This window comes from Mesorhizobium sp. CA5, assembly GCF_020165105.1.
Classification (GTDB): domain Bacteria; phylum Pseudomonadota; class Alphaproteobacteria; order Rhizobiales; family Rhizobiaceae; genus Mesorhizobium.
This window is the reverse complement of the sequence record NZ_JAIUHJ010000010.1, coordinates 199,832-220,921: the sequence shown is the minus strand read 5'-3', so window position 1 is coordinate 220,921 and position 21,090 is coordinate 199,832. Positions and strand designations below refer to the sequence as shown.

Here is a 21,090-nt window from a genome sequence, read left to right as displayed (position 1 = left end):
GGTGCGGTGCCGCTCGCAGCGTTCGAATAGGCCCTATTTCTGTCAGGAATGCTCCGCCCGAGGGTGCGCTCGAGAACAGCTTTGACAGTCGCCATCGATGCTGGTCAAAGGCGGCATGACGAAACTGCTCGCCCTTGTCATCTGCGGCATCATGCTGATCCAGGTCATCAAGCCGCTGGGCTGGCCGGGGCTGAAGCGGCGCGGCGATTTTTGGAAGCTGGCGCTGCTTGCGATGGCCGCTATCTCGCTGGCGGCGGTGCTTGGGCACTGGGCGTAGGCCTGTCCATGTTCGGGGGAGGACAGCTCGCGAGTGGTGCGTCCTGCCGTTCACGCGCAGCAGTCCGACCGGTCCTTGTCTTTGTCCCGATATTCGTCATGCAGGCGCACCCAGTCCATCAGGTTGTGATAGGGACCCGTCTCGCCGCGGCCCTTCGGCGTCATGTCGAGATAATGATAGGTGCCGATGAGCGCGTCGCCGCCGCGGGCGCGCGACATGAAGGTGAGAAAGATGTCGCCGCACTCGTTGCGATAGAAGATGCTGGTGCCGGGCAGGTCTTTCGAGCGCAACGGGCGCTTCTCGAAATTGTAGGTGGTTTCGCCCGCCGCGATCTGCCTGTCGGTGAAGGAGACCTGCAGGTCGAAGTTGAAATCGGACGCATAGGACGACACCCAGTCGAACTTCCAGCCCATGCGCTGCTTGTAAGGCAGGACTTCGGCCAGCGGCGCACGCGAGACGACGACCAGCGAGACGTCATGATGCTTCAGATGCTGGTCGGCGCCATCGATATGGTCGGCGAGGAACGAGCAGCCCTCGCAGCGGTGGTCGGAGCCCGGCGCCATCATGAAATGATAGACGATGAGCTGGCTCTTGCCGGCGAATAGTTCGGCAAGATGCTTCGGCCCCGCTTCGCTCTCGAAAACATAATCCTTGCGCAGCTTGAACCAAGGCAGTTGCCGCCGCTCCGCGGCGATAAGCTCGCGGAATTTTGTCAGCTCCTTCTCGCGCTCGAGATGCTTCCTGTGTGCCTCGAACCATTCCTCCCGCGAAACCACGGCATTGCGATGCATGACCATCTCCTGTCCTCTCCTGCCAAGGACGTTCGACATCGGCGCGATCCGACATGGTCGATAGCGGTCGGCGCCTGACAAGTGGGAACGCGGCTCGCAAAAAGCAAAAACCCGGGCTGCCGGCCCGGGTTTTATGCACTGCTCAGAGATGGCGTCAGGCGGCCTTTTCCAGCGCCGGCTGCCATTTTCCGAGCGCCGCCAGATGGTTCATATGGGCCCGGTGAGTGAAGGCAGCCTGGCCGGCGGCAACATTCGAGGCCTTGCCGCTCCATACCTTCTGCGGCGCGGCCTGCAGCGCGCGGCCATAGGAGAAGGTCAGTTTCCAAGGATGCGGGCCGATGGCGTTGATGGCATTGAGGTTGGCGGTCGCCTCCTCGTCCTCCTGGCCGCCGGAGAGGAAGGCAATGCCTGGCACTGCCGACGGCACCACCTCGCGGAACAGCTTTATCGTCTTTTCGGCGATTTCCTCCGGGCTGTCGGTCTTGCCGGACTTCTTGCCGGAGATGACCATGTTCGGCTTCAGGATCGACCCTTCCAGGATGACGCGCGCCGCGTAGAGTTCGTCATACAGCTTGACCAGCGTCGCCTTGGAGACGTCGTAGCAGGTGTCGATCGAATGCGCCCCGTCCATCAGCACTTCCGGCTCGACGATCGGCACGATGCCGGCCTCCTGGCATAGCGCGGCATAGCGGGCCAGCGCGTGGGTGTTCGAGGCGATCGAATTGGCCGAGGGTACGCCCTTGCCGGTGTCGATGTCGATCACGGCGCGCCATTTGGCGAAGCGGGCGCCGAGCTTGTAATAGTCGGCGAGCCGCTCGCGCAGCCCGTCCAGGCCCTCGGTGATGGTGTCGCCGGGAAAGCCGGCGAGAGGCTTGGCGCCGAGATCGACCTTGATGCCGGGAATGGCGCCGGACGCCTTGATGATGTCGACCAGCGGTGTGCCGTCGGCGGCCTTCTGGCGAATGGTCTCATCGTAGAGAATGACGCCGGAGATGTATTTTGACATCGCCTCCTTGGACCGGAACATCATCTCGCGATAGTCGCGCCGGTTATCGGCCGTGGATTCGACGCCGATGACGTCAAAACGCTTCTTGATGGTGCCGGAGCTCTCATCGGCGGCCAACAGGCCCTTGCCGCCGCTCACCATCGCGGCGGCGATATCTTCGAGACGTTCGCTCATGGGTGCTCTCCTACGCTGCGTTTATTCCGCGCTAGCAGAACACTACCGCCAAAGGAATGACGCCGGAAAGCTAGAATCGATTGAAAGCCCCGCGGGCCTTGCCTGGTCTCGGACTGTTTACCGCTTCAGCACCTCGACGCCGGGCAGCGGCTTGCCTTCCATCCATTCGAGGAAGGCGCCGCCGGCGGTCGAGACATAGGTGAAGTCGTCGGCGACGCCAGCATGGTTGAGCGCGGCCACCGTGTCGCCGCCGCCGGCCACCGAGACCAGCTTGCCCGCCTTGGTGCGGGCCGCGGCATGCTTTGCCGCGGCCACCGTGGCGCGGTCGAAGGGCTCGATCTCGAAGGCGCCGAGCGGCCCGTTCCAGACCAGCGTCGCGGCGCGGTCGATCCAGTCGTTGACGCTCTGCACGGTCTTTGCGCCGACATCGAGGATCATGCCGTCGACCGGCACGTCCGAGATGGCGACGGTTTCGCTGGCGGCGCCCGCCTTGAATTCCTTGGCCACGACGCCGTCCGCAGGCAGGATGATGGCGCAGCCGGCTTCCGCCGCCTCGATCATGATCTGCTTGGCGGTGCCGGCGAGGTCATGCTCGCAGAGCGACTTGCCGACATCGGTGCCGCGCGCGGCAAGGAAGGTATTGGCCATGCCGCCGCCGATCACCAGCGCGTCGACCTTCTTCACCAGGTTCATCAAAAGGTCGATCTTGGTCGAGACCTTGGCGCCGCCGACGATGGCCACCACCGGCCGTACCGGATCGCCGAGGCCCTTTTCCAACGCGTCGAGCTCGGCCTGCATGGTGCGGCCGGCATAGGCCGGCAGAAGATGCGCCAGACCCTCGGTCGACGCATGCGCGCGGTGCGCGGCCGAAAAGGCGTCGTTGACATAGATGTCGCCATTGGCGGCGAGCTGTTCGGTGAAGGCCGGCTCGTTCTTCTCCTCGGCCTTGTGGAAACGGGTGTTCTCGAGCAGCAGGACGTCGCCGTCCTTCATCGCCGCGACGGCTTCGGCGGCCTTGGCGCCGATGCAGTCGGCGGCGAAACCGACCGGGCGGCCGAGAACGTCAGCCGTGGCCCTGGCGATCGGCTCCAGCGAGAATTCGTCCGACGGGCCGTCCTTGGGGCGGCCGAAATGCGCAAGCAGGATGACCTTGGCGCCCTTTTTCGAGAGCTCGGCGATGGTCGGCGCGATGCGCTCGATGCGGGTGGCGTCGGTCACCTTGCCGTCGGCGACGGGAACGTTGAGGTCGACGCGCACCAGGACGCGCTTGCCGCTGACGGCGCCGATATCATCGAGTGTCTTGAAGCCGGCCATGGTCGTTCCTTCCTGGTGCCTTGACGCAATCCGGACGGAAAACCGCCCACACTTTTCGTGAAATTGCTCTAGCGAAAACGCGGCGACCTTACTCGGCGCGAAGGACGATGCAAGGGCCGCGTCAATGGCGCGCGCGCAAAAATGATGTCGCCGTGAGACATCAGCCTTCGCCGGTTGCCTTCTGCCCGTCCGCTGCCGGCGCCACGGTGTCGACCGGCACGTCGTCGGCTGCCTGCTTCGCCGCCGGCCTACGCCAGCTGCGGATCAGCGCTGCGATGCGGTCGCCGATCTCGCCGGCGCTCATGAACACCGGCACGCGCGCGACCGGCGCGGTCGGCTCGAAGGACAGGCCAAGGCCGGTGATTCTGCCTTTCTCATCGACATCGCGCACGATCAGCTCGATCGGTCCGATCATCACACGGTCGGCATATTCGGCACGGCCGCCGAGCCGCTCGGTAACGAGCGCTGCAACGGTGAGCTTCTGCTCGGCCTCGGACAGGCCGGGGGCATAGGCGGCTTCCAGCTCCGCGGCCGAGCGGGCCGGATCGACGGCAAAGGCGCCGAAGAAGTCGGCATCCTCAGGATCGACCACGGCGCGGCTGGCAAAAAGCTTGTCGAGCAGGCGCGGGTAGCGGTCCGGTACGAAGATGTAGACCTGATCGCCGGCCGCCAGCCGGCCCATGTCCTGGAAGCGCATCGAGCGGCCGTCGCGCAGCACCAGCGAGGGCCTCGCCCAGCGCGGGATGCGCTCGCCCCGCGCCACCGGGCTGCCGGGTGCTACGCGATAGGCGAGCAATTCATGATGTGCCGAGCCCGGCAATTCGAGCTCCACCTTGTCCAGCGGCCCAAGACGAGCCGGCACGATCAGCCCGAGGCGGCGCGCCAGCGGACCGACCGTCCAGCCCTGCACCACCAGCGACACCAGCACGATGATGAAGGCGGCGTTGAAGATCAGCCGGCCGTGCTCGATGCCGCCGAGCAGCGGCGTGATGGCGAGCAGGATCGAGACCGCGCCGCGCAGGCCGACCCAGGAGACGAAGGCGACCTCGGGACGCGGCAGCCGGAACGGGATCAGGCAGAGCCAGACCGCGACCGGACGGGCGACGAAGATCAGGAACAGGCCGAGCAGGATCGCCGGCACTAGGATTTCGGGGAATTGCGAGGGTGTGGCGAACAGGCCGAGGATCAGGAACATGATGATCTGCGCCAGCCACGACATGCCGTCCTGGAAACGCTTCAGGATGGTGACGGCGCGTATGTCGGAATTGCCGGCGATCAGCCCGGCAAGATAGACGGCGAGGAAACCCGAGCCGCCGACGGCGCCGGCTGCCGCGAACACCATCAGCGATAGCGTCAGCACGAAGATGGGCAGCAGGCCGTGATCGAGATTCAGCCGCTCGACCAGACGCACGATGGCAAAGCCGCCGAGCACGCCGATGATGGCGCCTAGCCCCATATTGGCGAGGAAGCCGAGCAAAAGGTTGGTGGCCAGCACGTTGGCTTCCGGGTTGGCATGCGCGGCGATGATCTCGACCAGGGTGATGGTGAGGAAGATGGCGATCGGGTCGTTGGTGCCGGATTCCACCTCGAGCGTCGCGCGCACGCGCTCGCGCAGATGGATCTCGCCGGCGCGCAGCAGGAAGAAGACGGCGGCCGCGTCGGTGGAGGCGACGGCAGCGCCAAGCAGGGAGGATTCCAGCCAGCTGAGCTTGAGAACATAGGAAGCGGCGGCGCTGAAGATGGCTGTGGTCAGGATAACGCCGATCGTGGCCAGCGACAGCGCCGGCCCGGCTGCTTGCCTGAGCGCGTTGAGCGGCGTGCCGAAACCGGAATCGAACAGGATCACGGCCAAAGCCAGTGAGCCGGCAAAATAAGCCAGCCGCGCATTGTCGAATTCGATGCCGAGGCCGTCGACGCCGGTGGCAAGCCCGATGCAGAGGAAGAGCAGCAGCAACGGAGCGCCGAAGCGGAAGGCGATCAGGCTCGAAAACGCGGCGGCGACAATGAGCGCCGTGCCGACCAGCGTCACGAGATAGATCGCATGCTCCATCCGCTGTTGCCCCTCCAAATCCCTCTGTTTGTGGCTTTACGGGAGAGTGGGGCGAAGACATGACCAGTGCAAGGCAACAGGATGTTTTTTGGGTTCAATGCTTCCAAACTTCGTCATTCCAGGGCGAAGCAGGAGCGAAGCTCAGCCGCGGATTCTGGAATGACGACGCGATTGGTGTTCCGGCTAGTCACCATGGTGCGCTGATCCGCCGAGACTTAAACGAAAACGCCCGGCCGAAGCCGGGCGTTTTGAACTGTAAATTGACGAGCGATCAGCCGATGGTCTTGCCGAAGGCGACGGCGGTGTCGCCCATGCGGTTCGAGAAGCCCCATTCGTTGTCGTACCAGGACAGCACCGAGACGAAGTTGCCGTCCATCACCTTGGTCTGGTCGAGTGCCACGATCGAGGAATGCGGGTCGTGGTTGAAGTCGATCGACACGTTCGGGTGATAGGTGACCGACAGAACGCCCTTCAGCTTGCCATTGGACGCGGCGATGACCGCTTCGTTGATCTCCTGAGCGGAAGTCGAGCGCTTGGCGATGAACTTGAAGTCGACAACCGAGACGTTCGGGGTCGGCACGCGGATCGAAATGCCGTCGAGCTTGCCCTTGAGCTCGGGCAGGACAAGGCCGATCGCCTTGGCGGCGCCCGTCGAGGTCGGGATCTGCGACAGCGCCGCGGCGCGGGCGCGGTAGAGATCCTTGTGCATGGTGTCCAGCGTCGGCTGGTCGCCGGTGTAGGAGTGGATCGTCGTCATCATGCCCTTCTCGATGCCGACGGTTTCGTGCAGCACGGCCGCCAGCGGCGCCAGGCAGTTGGTGGTGCAGGACGCGTTCGAGATGACGATGTGGTCCTTGGTCAGCTTGTCGTGGTTGATGCCGTAGACGACGGTGAGGTCGGCGCCTTCGGCCGGGGCCGAGACGAGCACGCGCTTGGCGCCGGCGGTCAGGTGCGCGGCCGCCTTGTCGCGGGCGGTGAAGATGCCCGTGCATTCGAGCGCGATGTCGACGCCGAGCTCCTTCCAGGGCAGCTGGGTCGGGTCCTTGATCGCGGTGACCTTGAACTTCTCCTTGCCGACCGAGATCTGGTCGCCGTCCACGGTCACTTCATGCGGGAAGCGGCCATGCACGCTGTCATAGCGCAACAGGTGCGCATTGGTCTCGACCGGGCCGAGGTCGTTGACGGCGACCACGTCGATGTCCTTGCGGCCGGATTCATGGATGGCGCGCAGGATGTTGCGGCCGATGCGGCCAAATCCGTTGATGGCAACTCTGACGGTCATTGTTCTCTCCCTTGGGGCGGATGGGTCCGCAGTGTCATAACGGCGGAAGGCGCAAGAATCCAGCCGCAGAAGGTCGCATTTAAATCGATTAGGTTGGTCCAGCCCGGCAAAGCGTCAACCGACGTTGCCGGGCTGAGCCAATTCTTAGTTGCCGTGCAGCCGGGCTTCGACCGCCTTGGCCGCAGCTTCGGCGGTGATGCCGAAATGCGGATAGAGCTGCTCGATCGAGCCGGAGGCGCCAAAACCGTGCATGCCGACAAAAATGCCGTCGGTGCCGATCAGGTGATCCCAGCCCTGGCGGATGCCGGCCTCGATCGCGACCTTCACCTTGGCGTTGCCGATGGTCTTCTTGCGATAATCATCGCTCTGCTGGTCGAACAGCTCGAAGCAGGGCACAGAGACGACGCGGGTCGGATGGCCGTGCTTTTCCAGCAGGTCGCGCGCGCCAAGCGCGATCTCGACCTCGGAGCCGGTGGCGAAGATCGTCACCACGGCCTCGCCGCCGGCGGCGGCCAGCTCATAGGCGCCCTGGCTGGAGAGGTTCGTCGCCGAATGCTCCGTGCGCACGGTCGGCAGGTTCTGGCGGGTCAGCGCCAGCGTCGAGGGCGTCTTTTCGGATTCCAGCGCAATCTGCCAGCATTCGGCGGTTTCGACCGCGTCGGCCGGGCGGAAGACATTGTGGTTGGGGATGGCGCGCAGCGCCGCCAGATGCTCGACCGGCTGATGCGTCGGGCCGTCCTCGCCGAGGCCGATCGAATCATGCGTCATGACGAAGATCGAGCGGATGCCCATCAGCGAGGCAAGGCGCATCGACGGGCGGGCGTAGTCGGAGAAGCACAGGAAGGTGCCGCCATAGGCGATCAGGCCGCCATGCAGGGTCAGGCCGTTGATCGCCGCCGCCATGCCGTGCTCGCGAATGCCGTAATGGACATAGCGCTGGCCGTAATCATCGGGGGTGATGTTCTTGGTCTGGCTGGTCTTGGTGTTGTTGGAGCCGGTGAGGTCGGCCGAGCCGCCGATGGTTTCCGGCACCGCGCCGTTGATGACTTCCAGCGCCATCTCCGACGACTTGCGGGTGGCGACCTTCGGCTTGTCGGCCGACAGCTGCTTCTTGTAGTCGGCGATGACGGCGTCGAAGTTGGAGGGCAGCTTGCCGGCGAGGCGGCGCTCGAACTCGGCCTTGAGCTTCGGCTCGGCCTTCGCCAGGCGGCCTTCCCAGTCGGCGCGGGCCTTGGCGCCGCCCGTGCCGACGGCGCGCCATGCGTCGAGGATGTCGGCCGGAATCTCGAAGGGCGGCGAGTCCCAGTTGAAGAATTTGCGCGCGCCGGCGATTTCCTCGGCGCCCAGCGGCGAGCCATGCGCCTTGTTGGTGCCGGCCTTGGTCGGGGCGCCGAAGCCGATGGTGGTCTTGCAGGCGATCATCGTCGGCTTGTCGGAATGGCGCGCTGCCTCGATGGCATAGGCGATCGCTTCCGGATCGGTGCCGTCGATGTGGCTGGCGTTCCAGCCCGAGGCCTGGAAGCGGGCGACCTGGTCGGTGTTGTCGGCGAGCGAGACCGGACCGTCGATCGAGATGTTGTTGTTGTCCCAGAAGACGATCAGCTTGTTGAGCTTCAGATGCCCGGCCAGCGCGATGGCTTCCTGGGATACACCTTCCATCAGGCAGCCGTCCCCGGCCAGCACATAGGTATAATGGTTAACGAGGTCGTTGCCGAAGGCGGCATTCATGATGCGCTCGCCGAGCGCGAAGCCGACCGAATTGGCAAGACCTTGGCCGAGCGGGCCGGTTGTGGTCTCGATGCCGGCGGCATGGCCGTATTCGGGATGGCCGGCGGTCTTGGAGCCGAGCTGGCGGAAATTCTTGACCTGGTCGATCGTCATGTCCTCATAACCGGTGAGGTAGAGGAGCGAATAGAGCAGCATCGAGCCGTGGCCGGCCGACAGAATGAAGCGGTCGCGGTCGGCCCAGTGCGGCGCCTTGGCGTCGAATTTCAGGAAACGGCTGAACAGCACCGTGGCGATGTCGGCGCAGCCCATGGGCAGGCCTGGGTGACCGGAGTTCGCCTTCTCGACGGCGTCCATGGAAAGGAAACGGATCGCGTTGGCCATCCGATCATGTTGTTCACGCGAGGTCATGCTTCCTCCGGAAGTGAGTTGGAGCCTGGGGAGAACCCTTGGAAAGGATGCCGCGACACATAGCAGGCGCGGTCTTTTAGTCAACAAATCGGGATGGATTTTGCCGGGCTTGTGATGGCGCCCGGCGCCTACATTGGCGATAGCGGGGGACAGTCGCGAGAGCTTTGTTGACGCGCCCTTCACCCGGCGCCTAATCTTTCCCAGGTAACGCATTCTGAACGCGTGCGATTCGGTGATGGGCAGGGCATAGGACGAAGCCATGACCGGGGAAACGACCCTCAAGGAAGTCATCGCCAGGCTGGGCAAGGCCATGGAAGGGCTGGAAAACGCCGTGGCGGCGAAGCTCGAGCATGAGCGCGATTATTCGGAAGCCGAGGCCGAGGTGCAGCGCATGAACGCCGATCGTTCGCGCCTGGCGCAGGAGCTCGACAATTCCGAAGCGCGCGCCGAACGGCTGGAGGACGCCAACAAGGAAGTGTCGCGGCGGCTGGTGACCGCCATGGAAACCATCCGCGCGGTCCTGGACAGGTAAGGCAATGGCACAGGTCACGGTTTCCATCGACGGCAAACAGTATCGCATGGCCTGCGACGAAGGCCAGGAAGAGCATCTGATCGACCTTGCCGAGCGCTTCGACCGCTATGTCTCGCACCTGAAGGATTCCTTCGGCGAGATCGGCGATCAGCGGCTCACCGTCATGGCCGGCATCATGGTGATGGACGAGCTCTCGGAGCTCGCCAAGCGTGTCAAAGGCATGGAGAGCGAAGTGCTGACCTTGCGCAAGACGCGCGACGAGGCGCTGACCAAGGCCGACAAGAGCGACAGCGTGCTCACGACCGCGCTCGGCGCGCTCGCGCAGCGCATGGAAGACCTCACGGCGACGCTCGCGATAAGGAAAGCCTGAGCGGCCCACCCTCTCGCAAAAGCGGAAAAATCCTGCCGAACGTCGCCGTGCTCGCCAAAAAAATATTTGGCTGCAGCGAGCTAGGTTATGGCTCCTGGCGTTTGACCGATGCCGCGATGGTGGTAGCTTAGAATGCTTGCCGGCCGCGCCGGCCATCGTTTCATAAAAAAGGGTAGGGATAGGTCATGAGTCTTCGTATCAACGATGTCGCGCCGGATTTCACGGCCGAAACCACGCAGGGCACCATCAAGTTCCACGACTGGATCGGCGACGGCTGGGCGGTGCTGTTCAGCCATCCGAAGAATTTCACGCCGGTCTGCACCACCGAGCTCGGCACCATGGCCGGCCTCGAAGGCGAGTTCAAAAAGCGCAACGTCAAGATCATCGGCATCTCGGTCGATCCGGTGTCGAGCCACGAGAAGTGGCAGGCCGACATCAAGACCGCCACCGGCCAGACGGTGAACTATCCTTTGATCGGTGATAAGGATCTCAAGGTCGCCAAGCTTTATGAAATGTTGCCTGCAGGCGCCGGCGAGACCTCCGAGGGCCGTACGCCGGCCGACAACGCCACCGTGCGCTCGGTCTATGTCATCGGCCCGGACAAGAAGATCAAGCTGGCGCTGACCTATCCGATGACCACGGGCCGCAACTTCGACGAGATCCTGCGCGTCATCGATTCCATCCAGCTGACGGCCAAGCACCAGGTGGCGACGCCGGCCAACTGGAAGCAGGGCGACGACGTCATCATCACCGCCGCCGTCTCCAACGAGGACGCGATCAAGCGTTTCGGGGCGTATGAGACGGTTCTTCCTTACCTCAGGAAGACCAAGCAGCCGACGGCCTGAGCCTTTCCTTCTCCCCGTATAGTGACGGGGAAAGGGGCGCGCGACCGTTTTCGCCAAACAAAAAAGGCGGCGCCGAAGCGCCGCCTTATTGATTGATTCCTTGAGCTTGTTACGCCGCCGGCTGCGCCTCGATGGTCCGCAGCGCCTGGGTCTGGCGCTTGGCGGCCGCCTTGACCGCGTCCTGCACCTTCTCGAAGGCGCGCACCTCGATCTGGCGCACGCGCTCGCGGCTGATGTCGAACTCGGCCGAGAGTTCTTCCAGCGTCAGCGGCTCTTCGGCCAGGCGACGCGCCTCGAAGATGCGCCGCTCGCGGTCGTTGAGCACCGACAGGGCGCCCGACAGCATGGTGCGCCGGTTTTCCAGCTCGTCCTGCTCGATGAGCATTTCTTCCTGGCTCTCGTGATCGTCGATCAGCCAGTCCTGCCATTCGCCGGACTCGCCTTCGCTCGCCCGGATCGGGGCGTTGAGCGAAGCGTCGCCCGAAAGGCGGCGGTTCATCGACACCACTTCGGCCTCGGAAACGTTGAGGCGAGTGGCGATCTCGGCGATCTGCTCGGGCTTCAAGTCGCCATCGTCGAGCGCCTGGATCTTGCCCTTCACCTTGCGCAGGTTGAAGAACAGACGCTTCTGATTGGCGGTGGTGCCCATTTTGACCAGGCTCCACGAGCGCAGGATGTATTCCTGGATCGAGGCCTTGATCCACCACATGGCATAGGTGGCGAGCCGGAAACCACGCTCCGGTTCGAATTTCTTCACGGCCTGCATGAGGCCGACATTGCCTTCCGAGATCACCTCGCCGATCGGCAGGCCGTAGCCGCGATAGCCCATGGCGATCTTGGCGACGAGCCGCAAATGGCTGGTGACGAGCTTGTGGGCAGCCGTAGTGTCCTGATGCTCGGCATAACGCTTTGCGAGCATGTACTCTTCCTGCGGCTGAAGCATCGGAAAGCGGCGGATTTCTTCCAGGTAACGGGCGAGACCGCCTTCACCGGAAACGATACTGGGTAATGATTGGGCCATGATAGCGCCCCTCTCTCTTTGGAGTGGATGCCCCCGAAACGCGGCGGGCGTTCGTCACGGATGCCAAAGGCTCATCCGCGACAACCTGTGTATATAGGAACAAAACCAGAAAAGACAGGATTTGTTCAACGCTAAACAGTCTGTCACGCTAAAGTGAACAACGCCGGTCAGGTTTTTTGATGGCTGGTTTGCAGCTTGTTCGTGGCGGGTCGGTTCAGAGTTTTCGGAAGTCGCCGACGAGTTCCTCCATGTCTCCCGGTATCGGCGCTTCGAACCTCATCGTTAGATGGGTGGTCGGATGCCGGAATTCAAGGAGCCACGCGTGCAGGGCCTGCCGGGGAAAGGCTTTGACCTTGGCCTTCAAGGGTCCGGGCAGCCGGTTGGCCTTGGTGCGGAAAGCCTGCCCGTAATCCGGATCGCCGATCACGGGGTGCCCGATATGGGCCATGTGGACGCGGATCTGGTGGGTCCGGCCGGTCTCCAGCCGGCATTCGACCAGGCTTGCCGTGGCGAAAGCCTGCTGTCCTTCGCCGAAACGTTCGACAATGCTGAAATGGGTGACGGCATGGCGGGCGTCGTCGCGGCTTTCAGGCACCACCGCGCGGCGGACGCGGTCGGCGGCGCGACCCAAGGCAGCCTCGATGGTGCCGGTCGGCCGTTGCGGGATGCCCCAGACCAGCGCCAGATAGGCGCGCTCGAGGTCGCCGGTGCGGCCATGATCGGCAAAGGCTTCCGACAGCGCCTTGTGGGCGCGGTCGGTCTTGGCCACGACCATGACGCCGCTGGTTTCCTTGTCGAGGCGATGGACGATGCCAGGACGCCTGACGCCGCCAATGCCGGACAGGCTGTCGCCGCAGTGATGGATCAGCGCGTTGACCAGCGTGCCGGTCCAGTTGCCGGCGCCGGGGTGGACGACCAGTCCCGCCGGCTTGTTGATGACGATCAGCTCGTCGTCCTCGTAAAGAATGTCGAGGGGAATGTCCTCGCCCTGTGGCTCTGCCGGCTCTGGAGCGGGCACGAGGATCTCGATCGTCTCACCGACCGTCAGCTTGCGCTTGGCTTCCAGCACCTTCCTGCCGGCGATGGAGACTGCGCCTTGCTTGATCAGCGCCTGCACGCGGCTGCGCGAGAGCTCCGGACCGAGCTTGGCGGCAAGCCACTGGTCGAGGCGCTGGCCGGCGGCATCGGCGCCGGCTTCCAGGACGGTGGCTTCGCCTGCGGCCAACTCATCGTCCGTCGGTTCCTCCCCTATCAATGTCGAACTCTCTTCGTTATGAGCGCTCATCGAAACCCGTTGCGGATTGTTTAGCCATGGCCCGGCCGATCGCCGAAGAAGATGAGGAAAAGCCGCTCGACCCCGCGGCCGAGAATGTGCGCCGCAAGCTCGTCCGCTTCATGATCGTCAATCTCGGCCTTCTGTTCCTCGCCCTTATGGTGGTGATCGGGGCGCTTGTCTACAAAGCCCGCAACGCGCCGGTGGCCGGATCGGCGCCCGCCGGCGATGTTCAGGCTCCGGCCGGTGCGCCGCTCTCGGGCGACATCGTGTTGCCCGTCGGCGCCAAGGTGATCAGCCAGTCGCTCTCCGGCAACCGCCTGTCGATCGACGCCGAGCTTGCCGATGGCGGCCGTTCGATCTTCGTCTACGACATCTCCGAGCGCCGCATCATCGGCCAATTCGCGGTTCGCAACAAATGAGCGGCTTTGCCGAGCAGCGCAGCATTGCGACCGTCGCGCTCGTCGTCGGCAATTACGACGAGGCGATCGCCTGGTATGTCGAGCGGCTCGGTTTCGTGCTGAGCCAGGATGTCGATCTCGGCGGCGGCAAGCGCTGGGTCACCGTCGCGCCGGCGAAGGGCAAGGGGGCGCGGCTGCTCCTGGCGGAAGCATCCGGCGAAGAGCAGGCAAGCCGCATCGGCAACCAGACCGGCGGCCGCGTCTTCCTGTTTCTCGAAACCGACGATTTTTCCCGCGATCACCAGGCGATGCTCGCCAAGGGCGTCGAGTTCCGCGAAGCGCCGCGCCACGAAGCCTATGGCACGGTGGCCGTTTTCGCCGATCTCTACGGCAATCTCTGGGACCTGATCGAGCCGAAACGGCAGCGCTGACCAGCAGCTTTGGGCAAAGCACGCAAAGTGCCGGAAACCCCAGTTGCTTTTTCCCAGCCGCCAGCCTATGTAGCCGGTTCTTGAGCGCGCCCATCGTCTAGCGGTCAGGACACCGCCCTCTCACGGCGGGAACAGGGGTTCGATTCCCCTTGGGCGTACCAAGCAACTCTCCTGTAGACCGAAAGACCAATCCCTGCTGGGTCCAATCTGGCGTTCGCGCGTTCGTCCGTTCTGGCGCAGCGCTTGCAGTTGCTTTAGCATTCTCTGCACAAAGCCTGCCGCAAGTGCGGGCGGGAGGAGTCCAATGCGGAAGCTGCAGTCGCAAGGCGTTCATCACATCACGCTGGTCGGCGCCGGGCGCCAGACCTCGATCGACTTCTGGGAGGGCGTGCTCGGCATGCCTTTCATCTTCGAGCAGCCCAATCTCGACAAGGCGAGCGAAAGCCACCTCTACTTCGATCCGGGCGACGGGCGGCTGATCACCGTCTTCACCGACGAAACCCGGGTCCCGGTCAAGCGGCGGACACCGACCGATATAGGCTGCGTCCATCACATCGCGTTCTCGGTATCGCGGGTCACCTTCCTGCAGGCAGTCGCGCGGCTCGACGAGCGCGGCATCAAGCACAGCGGCGTCAAGGATCGCGGCTTCATGGATTCGATCTATTTCGAAGATCCGCTCGGGCTGTTGATCGAGCTCGCGTCCTACCGCTTCGACCCGCCGGCCGGCTTCACCCATGCCGACGTGCTGATGGAGGCGCACAAGATCCGCGTGGCGCGCGGCGACTACAATATCGCCGAATTGCACCTTGCCGACGCCATCCAGGCGCTGGTCGAGCGGTCACGCGAAACCCTGTCGGAAAACAGGGTGCCGAAGAATCCGTACTGAGCAAGCAAGGGAGGGACATGAAATGGCAAAAGCCGCAACAAAGAGCGCGAAGAAACCCGCTGCCAAGGCCGCGCCGAAAGCCGCGGTAAAAGCCGCCGCGAAATCGGGCGCCAAGGCATCGGCGAAGGCGGCGGCCAAAACGGCCGCGACCTCGAAAGTGGCGAAGCCAGCTAAGAAGCCGGGCATAAAACTCAGCATGCTGAGGCCGAGCGTCAACAACATGACGGTGCGGGTGTTCGCGCGCGCGGCCGGGCTCGATCCGGCGGAGACCGATGCCTGGGGCCTTACGCGTTCGCCCGAATTCCTGGCGCGCAATCCGGCGCATCTGACGCCGATGATCGAGGACAAGGGCCTGCCGCGCGGCGTGCTGTGGGAAAGCTGCGCCATCATGCAGTATCTCGCCAACAAGCACGGGCTGGACAAGTTCTATCCGAAGGCGCCAGCCAAGCGGGCGATGATCGATAGCGCCATGTTCTACCTGGTCGGCACGCTTTATCCCTATGTCGCGCGCGCGACGTATCCGGCGCTCGGCTTTCCGCAATATGCCGGCGAGGTCGGCCACAGCGACGCCCATCCCGACAAGAAATCGGAAGCGCAGAAGGCGGCGATGGCTGCGATCGCCGAGCCGCTCGAGGTGTTTCACTCCTTCTTTCGCAACGGCAAACCATTCATCGGCGGCAACAACCCGTCGATCGCCGACATAAGGCTGGCGGCAACGCTCGAGTTCCTGGCGGTCATCGACTACGCGCTGCCCAGCTGGGCGAAGGAATACATGGCGGCCATGGAGAAGAAGCTCGGCAAGGCCTATGCGGAGCCGGCAGGCGATGTGCGCGGCTACATCGCGCATGTGAAATCGCAGGCCAGGGCGTAACAGCCGGCTCAGGTTAAGGTTTCGTTTACCCAACGCCTGTCTACTGGTCACAGTCCTCGCCGCGACCACGGATGTACTGGCGCGAAGCGGAGGCGAAGGGAAAGGTCGGCCCAGCGCCGGCCTTTTGCTTTTCCGGCGGTTGGGTCGCCTCCCATCGGCCATCACGACATACGACTTATCCGGTGCCAGACCGGTTGAAATCCTATTGTCATCGGCGTGATCGATCCTACCATTACCTTGGTCGACAGGTGCGAGCCGGGCAAAAAGCGATGAGGACGGCGATGACAAGAACGGTGAAACTTTCCGCGGTCGCGGTCGCGCTTCTGGCGAGCGCCGCTATCACGGCCGAAGCCGCGCCGCTCAACGGTATGAACGAGGTTGGCGCCGCCTTGCTCGCCTGCTGGACGCCGCCGGCCAATTCCGACAATTCCTCGGTGACGCTCAGCTTCAGCTTCAAACGCGACGGCACGCTGATCGGGCCGCCGAAAACAACCGCTATCCATGTCAGCGGCGACGACAAGGCGCGTAAGGCGTATATCGACGCTGCGACCAAGGCCCTCAACGATTGTCTGCCGCTCAGCCTTTCGCCCTCGCTGGCGCAAGGCATTGCCGGAAACGTCTTCACGCTGCAGTTCAACTCGCCGAAGAAGTAGGCGGAGGCCTGACCATTTGTTTTTGACGCAATTCCAGGCGGAAGGCTAAGGCGAGCGCTGAAGCGCGTCGCGATCTTTCAGATTCGCCCCATGCGCTTTGGTTTTTTGATCTTACGCATGTCTTTATCCCGAAATTGGTTCCCACTTTCGGGATACACGTTCTAACCGTGTCGCACTTTCCTGGAATTGCTTTCAGGTCAAACCGCGTGCGCGCCTGATCTGGGCGTGCTTTTCTAACTCCGGCATCTCGAAGACATAATCGTTCCAGGCGGAGTCCGGAATCTGCCCGGCAAGGTAGCAATCCAGCAGAAGGCTTTGTTCGGGGGTAAGGGCTCTCGGCGCATGCTCATGATCCAGCCCAAGCGAATGGATCAGGTTTCTGGTCAGGCCAGAGACGGTGAAGTGAATGGACATCTTCAGTCTCCCTCTGCGCAGCGCGCGTCACATCAACGCCAACAACGTCCGTCACCGGGCAAAGGTTTCATCAGCGATCCGTGATCGCGCCGCGGTCGCGGCCGGGCTGAATCTGTCGGGCTGTCTTTCTTCACGGGCAGTGGATCCAGCCGGCATCGACCGGCGGATCAAGGCAAAGCTACTCGCAGATGACGCGGTAGCGCTTGCCGGTTTCGCCGACATTCCTGCAGGTAAGAGCGGTCTGCTCGTCCGAAGACTGATCAGCCAGATTCTGGTTATATGAAGGCCTTGCCGGAGACCTGGAATAGCGCCGGACCGACGGGCCTTGCGGCGCGCCCGGCGGCGGCAAAGGAAACACGTCCGACGCGATCTGCCGCGACGCGGTCGTTCCCGGCGGCGCCTTGTCCCAGACACGTCTGACGTCCATCCGGCTCGGGACGATCACCGTGCCGTCGTCGCTGCGCGCGCAGCCGCCCGCCGCAAGCAGCGCCGGGCACAGGATGAAAGCCGCGATTCGACCAAACATTAGCAACACCTCAGGCACCTTATAATGCGTTGTTGCCATGATCGCCAACGGGCGGATTACCGCAGCCGGCGCCAGGGCCGGAAGCTGGCTCAACGGCACCGGGGCAGGCGGTTGCAATCATTATGGTTAGCGGATCGTTAATGCTTGTCGGGCACATTCCCCCGACGGACCGGCACAGTTCGGCCTTGGGGGTAGGAATGGCGGATACGGACGGGACTGTCGAGGCGGACAACAAGGCGGACAGACGCGGCAACGAGGCCTTTCTCGGCGACGTCCACGATATGGCCGGGACCTCGGAGGCGCTTGCCAATCTCAGGCTGATGGTCGATTCGATGCCGATCGGCGTCATCGTTCTCGATGCCGAATTGCGGGCGGAGGTGGTCAACCGGGCATTTTACGACTTCTGGCAGATCGATCCGCGGCGCGCTCCGGCCGGCAGTCGCTTTCGCGACCTCATGGAAGCTAGTCGTGATGCCGATCCGTTCGGCGCCGAGGAACAGGCCTGGCAAAGCCATGTGACCGAACGGGAGGCCGAAATCCGGGCTGGAAGCGCAGGGTCCAGGCAGTTGCCGCGCAAGGACGGCCGCACGCTGATCGCCTCGCTGGCGCCTCTTCCAGGCGGCAAGCGGCTGATCTCCTATGTCGACATCACCGACATGAAACAGCGCGAGACCGAGGCGGAGGACGCGCGCAAGAACCTCGTCACCGTGCTGGAGTCGCTGCCGGCGGGGGTCATCATCTACGATCGCGACGACCGCTTCGTCTTCGCCAACCGCAAGCTGCAGGATACGCTGCCGGCGCTGAAGCCGGCCTGGCAGCCTGGCCGCACGTTCCGCGAGGCGTTGGCGCTTGGCCACTCCGTCGGCTACTTCCGCTCGAGCGGCGACCCCGGAATCGACAGCCTGTATGGCGTCGACACCGAGCGTTGGCTTGACGCCATGCTCAAGCGGTACCGTTTGCCGAGCTCGGCCTACGAACGCCTCAACGCCGACGGGCGCTGGTACCAGGTCTATGACATGCGTACCGACGACGGCACATTCATCGGCGTGCGTGTCGATATCACCGACATCAAGGCGCGCGAGAAGGCGTTGCGCGATTCCATGCGCCAGATCGACCTTTACCGGCATGTGATGGACGAATTGCCCGTGGCAGCCTTCATCAAGGCCGACGATCTCAGCATAGAATTCGTCAACAAGGCCTGGTGCGCGCTGACCGGACTGCCCAAGGACGAGGTGCTCGGCAAGACTGATCGCGAGCTTTTCGCGGCCGAAGAGGCGGACGGTTTCAGCAATGACGACAACGAAGTTGTGGCGACCGGCGCGGGACGCGAGATCGAGGAAGCCGTCACCCACCGCGACGGCACGGTGCGCCAGCTGATGACGCGCAAGAGTCGGCTGGTGGCGATCGACGGGTCGGTGCATCTGGTCGGCTCCAGCACCGACATCACCGACGTCAAGGCGCGCGAGCAGGCGCTGCGGCAGAGCATGAGCGAGAACGAGGTGTTCCGCAGCCTCATCGACAATGTGCCGGTGTCGATCTACGCCAAGCGCTCGGACCTCAGGCAATTCTACGTCAACAAGGGCTGGTGTGATCTCACCGGCTTCAGCAGGGAAGAAGCGATCGGCAAGACCGACGTCGAGATTTTCGGCGCGGACGGCGAAGCCTTCGTCGCCGGCGACCTTGCTGTGCTTCGCACCGGCGAGACGCAGGAGATCGAAGAGACGGTGACGATGCCGGACGGCAGCGTCAGGCATCAATTCGCGCGCAAGGGCGCGATGATCGCCTCGGACGGCTCGCTCTATCTCATCGGCTCCACCACGGACATCACCGAGCTCAAGCAGCGCGAGGCGGAGCTCAGCGAGGCACGCCGGCGCGCCGTGCTCGCCGACCGGGCCAAGTCGGAGTTCCTCGCCAATATGAGCCACGAGATCCGCACGCCGATGAATGGGGTTCTTGGTATGGCAGAGCTGCTGGCAAAGTCGGACCTCGATCCGAAGCAGAAGACGTTCACCGACATCATCGTCAAATCCGGCAATGCGCTGCTCACCATCATCAACGACATCCTCGACTTCTCGAAGATCGATGCCGGCCAGCTGGTGCTCGACCCTGCACCCTTCAATCTGGCCGAGGCGATCGAGGATGTGGCGACGCTGGTCTCGACGCGCGCCAAGGAGAAGGATCTCGAGCTCATCGTTCGCATCCAGCCGGGCCTCGACGGCCAGTTCGTCGGCGATGTCGGCCGTGTCAGGCAGATCGTCACCAACCTGCTCGGCAACGCGGTGAAATTCACCGACAAGGGTCACGTCCTGGTCGATGTGACGGGTGAGCGGGTTCCGGCGGGAACGAGGCTCACCATTTCCGTGACCGATACCGGCATCGGCATTCCGGAAGACAAGCTGAAGCAGGTTTTCGAAAAATTCAGCCAGGTCGACACCTCCTCGACCAGGCGGCATGAGGGCACCGGGCTTGGCCTTGCCATCACCTCACGTCTGGTCGAGATGATGGCCGGCGAGATCGGTGTCGACAGCGCCGAAGGCAAGGGTTCGACCTTCTGGTTCACGATCACGCTGCCCAAGGCCGAGCAGGGCGGGCAGCGCATCATGCCGGTCGACGTCACCGGCGCGCGCGTGCTCATCGTCGACGACAATGCCGTCAACCGCTCGATCCTCAGCGAGCAGATGGCGTCGTGGACGTTCGATTCCTGCGCGGCCGAAAGCGGCGCCGAGGGGTTGAAGGTGCTGATTGCCGCCGCCGCCTACGGCGTGCCGGTCGACTGCGTCGTGCTTGATTATCAGATGCCGGGCATGACCGGCGCCGAGATGGCGCGCATCGTGCGCAATACGGCGGGCCTGGCGCATACGCCCATCATCATGCTGACCTCGGTCGACCAGTCGCTTGCCGGCACGGCCTATCGCGACCTCGGCATCGATGCGCAGCTGATCAAGCCGGCGCGCTCCTCCATTCTCCTGGAAACGCTGGTCTCGACCATCCAGCGCCACCGCCACAGCAGCGCGGCGGCGCAACCCGCCATTGGCACCGCCAGCCCCCCGCGAGCCGCTCCGGCGCAGACGGCGGCATCGGAGCGCGCCATGCTGCAACCGCCCCCAGCGCGGGCGCGTCCGCGCCCCGCCGATGCCGAGCGCGAGCTCGACATCCTCGTAGCCGAGGACAATGAGGTGAACCAGATGGTGTTCACCCAGATTCTTGGCGAGACCGGTTACCGCTTCGAGATCGTCGGCAACGGCCGCAAGGCGCTCGACGCCTTCGGCAGGCTCAATCCGCGCATGATCCTGATGGATGTATCGATGCCGGAAATGAACGGGCTGGAGGCGACGGGCGCGATCCGCCGGCTCGAGGAGGACATGGGCACGCATGTGCCGATCGTCGGCGTCACCGCGCATGCACTGAAGGGCGACCGCGAACGCTGCCTGGAAGCCGGCATGGACGATTACCTGCCGAAGCCGATCAGTCCGCGGGCGCTGCTCGAAAAGCTCGAGCGCTGGCTGGGTTCGGACGTCGAGACCCGGCGCAACGCCGGTTAAAACGAATTTGGCGGGCAGGACGGCGGCAAGGGGCTGACGCATGCGTATGGTGCGATCGCACCATACCAAAGCAAGCGCCAAGCTCGGACAATCATGACATTGATTCCGCTCTTCGGTTACGGGCGGGAGCAGCGACCGCCGACAAGAAACAGCGTCGACTCTACCCCAACGGACCCTGTTTTCGGCGATGGCCAGGCCATGATCCGCTCTGGCTTACAGGCAACGCACTCTCGTCCGGATTTTATTTCCCGGCGGCCGTCATCCGGCCGCCGGGATAAATTTTGTTTCAAAAGTC

General features: G+C 63.7%; 20 protein-coding genes and 1 tRNA gene. 11 read left to right on the top strand and 10 right to left on the bottom strand.

Annotated features, from left to right (window positions below):
* The first annotated feature begins 97 nt into the window (after positions 1-97).
* Positions 98-277 carry a hypothetical protein gene (locus LB529_RS15770; protein WP_042641561.1) on the top strand — a complete coding sequence of 60 codons (180 nt, stop codon included), beginning with the start codon at positions 98-100 and terminating at the stop codon, positions 275-277.
* 50 nt (positions 278-327) lie between these two features.
* On the opposite strand, the gene LB529_RS15765 is transcribed toward LB529_RS15770, so the two are convergent.
* The 6 genes from LB529_RS15765 to tkt form a co-directional block, all read right to left on the bottom strand.
* On the bottom strand, positions 328-1,068 hold the full coding sequence (locus LB529_RS15765) for a DUF899 domain-containing protein (protein ID WP_224711574.1): 741 nt from the start codon (positions 1,066-1,068) through the stop codon (positions 328-330).
* Positions 1,069-1,222: 154 nt separating this feature from the next.
* Positions 1,223-2,248, bottom strand: a complete 1,026-nt coding sequence (locus LB529_RS15760) for a class I fructose-bisphosphate aldolase (protein ID WP_224711573.1) — start codon at positions 2,246-2,248, stop codon at positions 1,223-1,225.
* Between the two features lie 117 nt (positions 2,249-2,365).
* Entirely contained in the window at positions 2,366-3,562 is a 1,197-nt protein-coding gene (locus tag LB529_RS15755; protein ID WP_224711572.1) for a phosphoglycerate kinase, read from the bottom strand.
* Positions 3,563-3,722: 160 nt separating this feature from the next.
* Positions 3,723-5,612 carry a potassium/proton antiporter gene (locus tag LB529_RS15750; RefSeq protein WP_224711571.1) on the bottom strand — a complete coding sequence of 630 codons (1,890 nt, stop codon included), beginning with the start codon at positions 5,610-5,612 and terminating at the stop codon, positions 3,723-3,725.
* A gap of 271 nt (positions 5,613-5,883) precedes the next feature.
* A complete protein-coding gene (gene gap / locus LB529_RS15745; RefSeq protein ID WP_224711570.1) occupies positions 5,884-6,894 on the bottom strand; it encodes a type I glyceraldehyde-3-phosphate dehydrogenase in 1,011 nt (336 codons plus the stop codon).
* A gap of 144 nt (positions 6,895-7,038) precedes the next feature.
* A complete protein-coding gene (gene tkt / locus LB529_RS15740; protein WP_224711569.1) occupies positions 7,039-9,030 on the bottom strand; it encodes a transketolase in 1,992 nt (663 codons plus the stop codon).
* A 259-nt stretch (positions 9,031-9,289) separates the two neighbouring features.
* On the opposite strand from tkt, the gene LB529_RS15735 reads away from it, so the two are divergent.
* The 3 genes from LB529_RS15735 to LB529_RS15725 all read left to right on the top strand — a co-directional run bounded on the left by LB529_RS15735 (position 9,290) and on the right by LB529_RS15725 (position 10,777).
* Positions 9,290-9,562, top strand: a complete 273-nt coding sequence (locus LB529_RS15735) for a DUF4164 domain-containing protein (RefSeq protein ID WP_023763725.1) — start codon at positions 9,290-9,292, stop codon at positions 9,560-9,562.
* Between the two features lie 4 nt (positions 9,563-9,566).
* Positions 9,567-9,932: a cell division protein ZapA gene (locus LB529_RS15730; RefSeq protein ID WP_140847018.1), complete on the top strand. Its 366-nt coding sequence runs from the start codon at positions 9,567-9,569 to the stop codon at positions 9,930-9,932.
* 185 nt (positions 9,933-10,117) lie between these two features.
* Positions 10,118-10,777 carry a peroxiredoxin gene (locus LB529_RS15725; RefSeq protein WP_140847021.1) on the top strand — a complete coding sequence of 220 codons (660 nt, stop codon included), beginning with the start codon at positions 10,118-10,120 and terminating at the stop codon, positions 10,775-10,777.
* Between the two features lie 109 nt (positions 10,778-10,886).
* Here the strand turns inward: LB529_RS15725 and rpoH are convergent, their stop codons facing one another.
* On the bottom strand, positions 10,887-11,798 hold the full coding sequence (gene rpoH / locus LB529_RS15720; RefSeq protein WP_224711568.1) for an RNA polymerase sigma factor RpoH: 912 nt from the start codon (positions 11,796-11,798) through the stop codon (positions 10,887-10,889).
* Positions 11,799-12,012: 214 nt separating this feature from the next.
* Complete coding sequence (locus tag LB529_RS15715) at positions 12,013-13,083, bottom strand: RluA family pseudouridine synthase (protein ID WP_224711567.1); 1,071 nt, start codon at positions 13,081-13,083, stop codon at positions 12,013-12,015.
* Between the two features lie 26 nt (positions 13,084-13,109).
* Between LB529_RS15715 and LB529_RS15710 the strand changes: the two genes are divergently transcribed.
* The 6 genes from LB529_RS15710 (at position 13,110) to LB529_RS15685 (ending at position 16,313) form a co-directional block, all read left to right on the top strand.
* The gene (locus LB529_RS15710) at positions 13,110-13,493 is read left to right on the top strand and encodes a fimbrial protein (protein ID WP_095767362.1); all 384 of its coding nucleotides are present in this window, start codon (positions 13,110-13,112) and stop codon (positions 13,491-13,493) included.
* On the top strand, positions 13,490-13,903 hold the full coding sequence (locus LB529_RS15705) for a VOC family protein (RefSeq protein WP_095767363.1): 414 nt from the start codon (positions 13,490-13,492) through the stop codon (positions 13,901-13,903). The genes LB529_RS15710 and LB529_RS15705 overlap by 4 nt, the downstream gene beginning before the upstream one ends.
* A gap of 86 nt (positions 13,904-13,989) precedes the next feature.
* A tRNA-Glu gene (locus tag LB529_RS15700) sits at positions 13,990-14,064 on the top strand.
* Between the two features lie 143 nt (positions 14,065-14,207).
* Complete coding sequence (locus LB529_RS15695) at positions 14,208-14,789, top strand: VOC family protein (RefSeq protein ID WP_224527141.1); 582 nt, start codon at positions 14,208-14,210, stop codon at positions 14,787-14,789.
* A gap of 22 nt (positions 14,790-14,811) precedes the next feature.
* Positions 14,812-15,660, top strand: a complete 849-nt coding sequence (locus LB529_RS15690; RefSeq protein WP_224711566.1) for a glutathione S-transferase family protein — start codon at positions 14,812-14,814, stop codon at positions 15,658-15,660.
* A gap of 281 nt (positions 15,661-15,941) precedes the next feature.
* Entirely contained in the window at positions 15,942-16,313 is a 372-nt protein-coding gene (locus LB529_RS15685) for a hypothetical protein (RefSeq protein WP_224611110.1), read from the top strand.
* Between the two features lie 192 nt (positions 16,314-16,505).
* Here LB529_RS15685 and LB529_RS15680 read toward each other — a convergent pair whose 3' ends face one another.
* Positions 16,506-16,727 carry a hypothetical protein gene (locus tag LB529_RS15680; RefSeq protein ID WP_140545139.1) on the bottom strand — a complete coding sequence of 74 codons (222 nt, stop codon included), beginning with the start codon at positions 16,725-16,727 and terminating at the stop codon, positions 16,506-16,508.
* A gap of 178 nt (positions 16,728-16,905) precedes the next feature.
* Positions 16,906-17,253 carry a hypothetical protein gene (locus LB529_RS15675; protein ID WP_224611108.1) on the bottom strand — a complete coding sequence of 116 codons (348 nt, stop codon included), beginning with the start codon at positions 17,251-17,253 and terminating at the stop codon, positions 16,906-16,908.
* Positions 17,254-17,450: 197 nt separating this feature from the next.
* Here LB529_RS15675 and LB529_RS15670 point away from each other — a divergent pair, with 197 nt between their 5' ends.
* Complete coding sequence (locus LB529_RS15670) at positions 17,451-20,795, top strand: response regulator (RefSeq protein ID WP_224711565.1); 3,345 nt, start codon at positions 17,451-17,453, stop codon at positions 20,793-20,795.
* The last annotated feature ends 295 nt before the right edge of the window (positions 20,796-21,090 follow it).

Coding starts and splice junctions, on each gene's coding strand:
- LB529_RS15735 (WP_023763725.1), top strand. CDS start 9,290: ATGACCGGGGAAACGACCCTCAAGGAAGTCATCGCCAGGCTGGGCAAG.
- LB529_RS15755 (WP_224711572.1), bottom strand. CDS start 3,562: ATGGCCGGCTTCAAGACACTCGATGATATCGGCGCCGTCAGCGGCAAG.
- LB529_RS15715 (WP_224711567.1), bottom strand. CDS start 13,083: ATGAGCGCTCATAACGAAGAGAGTTCGACATTGATAGGGGAGGAACCG.
- tkt (WP_224711569.1), bottom strand. CDS start 9,030: ATGACCTCGCGTGAACAACATGATCGGATGGCCAACGCGATCCGTTTC.
- LB529_RS15710 (WP_095767362.1), top strand. CDS start 13,110: ATGGCCCGGCCGATCGCCGAAGAAGATGAGGAAAAGCCGCTCGACCCC.
- LB529_RS15760 (WP_224711573.1), bottom strand. CDS start 2,248: ATGAGCGAACGTCTCGAAGATATCGCCGCCGCGATGGTGAGCGGCGGC.
- LB529_RS15705 (WP_095767363.1), top strand. CDS start 13,490: ATGAGCGGCTTTGCCGAGCAGCGCAGCATTGCGACCGTCGCGCTCGTC.
- LB529_RS15670 (WP_224711565.1), top strand. CDS start 17,451: ATGGCGGATACGGACGGGACTGTCGAGGCGGACAACAAGGCGGACAGA.
- LB529_RS15765 (WP_224711574.1), bottom strand. CDS start 1,068: ATGCATCGCAATGCCGTGGTTTCGCGGGAGGAATGGTTCGAGGCACAC.
- gap (WP_224711570.1), bottom strand. CDS start 6,894: ATGACCGTCAGAGTTGCCATCAACGGATTTGGCCGCATCGGCCGCAAC.
- LB529_RS15675 (WP_224611108.1), bottom strand. CDS start 17,253: ATGTTTGGTCGAATCGCGGCTTTCATCCTGTGCCCGGCGCTGCTTGCG.
- LB529_RS15725 (WP_140847021.1), top strand. CDS start 10,118: ATGAGTCTTCGTATCAACGATGTCGCGCCGGATTTCACGGCCGAAACC.
- LB529_RS15680 (WP_140545139.1), bottom strand. CDS start 16,727: ATGTCCATTCACTTCACCGTCTCTGGCCTGACCAGAAACCTGATCCAT.
- LB529_RS15730 (WP_140847018.1), top strand. CDS start 9,567: ATGGCACAGGTCACGGTTTCCATCGACGGCAAACAGTATCGCATGGCC.
- LB529_RS15695 (WP_224527141.1), top strand. CDS start 14,208: ATGCGGAAGCTGCAGTCGCAAGGCGTTCATCACATCACGCTGGTCGGC.
- LB529_RS15770 (WP_042641561.1), top strand. CDS start 98: ATGCTGGTCAAAGGCGGCATGACGAAACTGCTCGCCCTTGTCATCTGC.
- rpoH (WP_224711568.1), bottom strand. CDS start 11,798: ATGGCCCAATCATTACCCAGTATCGTTTCCGGTGAAGGCGGTCTCGCC.
- LB529_RS15750 (WP_224711571.1), bottom strand. CDS start 5,612: ATGGAGCATGCGATCTATCTCGTGACGCTGGTCGGCACGGCGCTCATT.
- LB529_RS15685 (WP_224611110.1), top strand. CDS start 15,942: ATGACAAGAACGGTGAAACTTTCCGCGGTCGCGGTCGCGCTTCTGGCG.
- LB529_RS15690 (WP_224711566.1), top strand. CDS start 14,812: ATGGCAAAAGCCGCAACAAAGAGCGCGAAGAAACCCGCTGCCAAGGCC.